The organism is Hominilimicola sp. (assembly GCF_046972485.1).
GTDB lineage: Bacteria > Bacillota > Clostridia > UBA1381 > UBA1381 > Hominilimicola > Hominilimicola fabiformis.
Genome location: NZ_JBKVWU010000186.1, coordinates 1 through 3,204, shown reverse-complemented (window position 1 = coordinate 3,204; position 3,204 = coordinate 1). Strand labels below are relative to the sequence as shown.

The 3,204-nt window shown below is 39.1% G+C and carries 3 protein-coding genes; all 3 read left to right on the top strand.

Annotated features, from left to right (window positions below; all coding sequences use genetic code 11):
* Positions 1–785, top strand: a 785-nt coding sequence (gene rsmH / locus ACLTU0_RS11575; RefSeq protein ID WP_412322586.1) for a 16S rRNA (cytosine(1402)-N(4))-methyltransferase RsmH, incomplete at its 5' end; no start/stop codon positions are given.
* A gap of 35 nt (positions 786–820) precedes the next feature.
* Entirely contained in the window at positions 821–1,342 is a 522-nt protein-coding gene (locus ACLTU0_RS11570) for a hypothetical protein (protein ID WP_412322584.1), read from the top strand.
* Between the two features lie 73 nt (positions 1,343–1,415).
* On the top strand, positions 1,416–3,204 hold a 1,789-nt coding region (locus tag ACLTU0_RS11565; RefSeq protein WP_412322583.1), incomplete at its 3' end, for a peptidoglycan D,D-transpeptidase FtsI family protein.

Below are 3,204 nucleotides of genomic sequence, written 5' to 3'. Positions count from 1 at the left end.
GTATAGACCAAGACAAAGAGGCTATTGCGGCGGCAAAGGAACGTCTTAAAGAATTTGACGGCAGAGTGACATTCGTAAATCGCAATTTCAGCGAGATTAAGGATATTTTATCAGAACTTGATATTGATGAAATTGACGGTGCGGTACTTGATTTGGGCGTGAGTTCATATCAGCTCGATAATGCCGAAAGAGGTTTCAGCTATATGCACGATGCCGCTCTTGACATGAGAATGAATACGTCTTCGCCGAAATCGGCATATGACGTTGTAAATTCATATTCATGTGAGGAATTGATGCGTATTTTTTATGACTACGGCGAAGAAAAGTGGTCAAAGCGTATTGCGGAATTTATTTGTGAAAAACGTAAAACAAAGCCTGTTGAAACAACATTTGAACTTGTTGAAATCATAAAGGCGGCAATACCGAAAAAAGCCCGTATGGAAGGCGGACATCCTGCAAAGAGAGTGTTCCAGGCGATAAGAATTGAAGTCAATAACGAACTCGGAATATTGGAAAATGCTATTAAAGACTTTGTGTCAAGCATAAAATCGGGCGGCAGATTGGCGATTATAACGTTCCATTCACTTGAGGACAGAATTGTCAAAAAAACATTTCAGGATTTGGCAAGGGGCTGCACTTGTCCGAAAGAATTTCCGGTATGCGTATGCGGCAAGAAACCGGAAATTAAAATTATTTCAAGGAAACCGATTTTACCGTCGGAAGAAGAACTTGAACATAATTCACGTTCAAAAAGTGCAAAATTGAGAATTGCCGAAAAATTATAGGATAGGCTAAAGGATAATTAAGGGAGAGAATTATTGTGGAATACGGAAATTTGGCATATAAATTGCCGGAACAGTATGATGAACCGATAAAAAAGAGAAAACCACAAAAGAGAAAAGAGAAAACAGTTAATACCACAGCAGTCAGTAACAAGAGGAATCATGAACAAATGCAGTATAAGAGAACAATTTTTCGTGGAATATGCGTGACAGTGCTTTTGGCTGTATCAGCAGGATTTATGATTTCAAAATTCGTTGCTGTGAATGAAATGAACCAGCAGGTTGCGTCACTTAAAAGTCAGCTTACAACGCTTGAATCAGCGACAAGTCAGATGGTTTTTGACCTTGAACAGAGTGTTGACCTTACAGAAATTGAAAAAGAGGCAACAACAAGATTGGGTATGCAAAGACCTGAAAAGTATCAGACAATATATGTAAACGTAAAGCAAGATGATATGACAGAGAAAACTGCCGGTGAAGTAGAGGGGTTTGGACACGGTATTGTGTCTGTATTGAAAAAGATTGGTGGTAATATTGTACAATTTTTCAGCATAAAATAAAAATGGACTTCTATAATTATAAAATTATGAAAAATGTACATTTATTAAAGTATTAAAAGGAATTGATAAATTAATGAAACCATCATTAAATGAAATTAAAAAGAAAACGATATTTATGGTGTGTATCGTTGCTGTACTGCTTGCGTTGCTTGTTTTGCGAGTGGCATATTGGCAGATAATAAGAGGTGACGAGCTTTCGAGCAAGGCAAAGGCACAACAACAGGGCAGCAGTATTGTTACAGCGTCAAGAGGAGATATTTACGACCGTAACGGTAAGGTGCTTGCGGAAAGTGCAACGGTAAACACACTTATTTGCAATCCTAAGGATATTGAGGCGGACGGTGACAGTGAAGTAATCGCCGCAAGATTGGCTCCTGTTTTGAATATGGATCAAAACGAAATCCTTAAGATTATAACAAAAAATTCAAGATACCAAGTTATAAAAAAACGTCTTACGAACGAACAGACCGAGGCGGTAAAGAAATTAAGAGATTCAGATGTTGACGCAACGATTGCAAAAGCATTTAAAGGGGTATATTTTGAAAATGATTCAAAGAGATATTATCCGTTCAACGTTGCACCGCATATTTTGGGATTTACGGGATATGACAATAACGGTTTGCAGGGAATTGAGCTTACTTTCGACGATGAGCTTATGGGGCGTAACGGAAGTATAGAAACTAATCAGTCGGCAAAGGGTACAACACTTAAAGACCAACAAAATGAGTATTTGAACAGTTCTCAAAACGGTGATGACGTTGTGCTTACGATTGATGAAACAATTCAGCATTTCCTTGAAAAGCACCTTGAAGAGGCGGTTACGGAAAACAAGCTTAAAGAGGGTGCGGCAGGTATTATTATGAACCCGAAAACGGGCGAAATACTTGCAATGGCAACTAAGCCTGATTTTGATGTAAATAATCCGTATGATATTGACCAGTTTGAAAAATATGCGATAGATTTGGGATATGATACATCAGATGACACAAGTGACGATCCCGATGCAACACCGAAACCGACAGAAGATCCGAATAATTTAAGTGACGAGGCCATTGCGAAAATAAGAAATAAAATGTGGAGAAACAAGGTTATTTCGGATACATATGAACCTGGCTCGACATTTAAGATTATTACTGCGGCGGCGGCTTTGGAAGAACACGTTGTAGACCTTAATTCAACATTCTATTGTCCGGGATTTAAGATTGTTGCCGACAGAAAAATCGGCTGTGCAAACAAGAGCGGTCACGGCGCTCAAACATTTGTAGAGGGTGTAAGAAACTCTTGTAACCCTGTATTTATGGAATTGGGCGAAAGACTTGGATATGAGAAATTTATGGAATATTTCACTGCATTCGGTCTTACCGAAAAGACAAACGTCGAACTTGTCGGTGAGGCGTCAAGTATTTATTACCATAATAAAATGAGTGAAGTCGATATTGCGACAAGTTCATTCGGTCAAGGTTTCCAAATAACACCGATACAGCTTGTAACAGCCGTTTCGGCGGTTATCAACGGCGGTGAAAGAATGAAACCGCAGATTGTAAAGGAAATCAGAAACTCAAACGGAATTTTGAAAACGTATGAGCCGGAGGTTATAAGCCGAGTTATTTCGGAAGAAACATCTCAGCAAATGAGAGAAATTCTTGAATCGGTTGTATCGTTGCCGACATCAACAGGTAAAAATGCGTATGTAAAAGGCTGCCGTATCGGAGGTAAAACAGGTACTTCGGAAAAAGGTAACCGTGACGAAGAAAAACGTATTGCATCATTTATCGGTTTTGCTCCTGCAAACGATCCGGAAATAGTGTGTCTTATAATGCTTGACGAACCGCAGGTTGATAACAAGTACGGCGGTACAATAG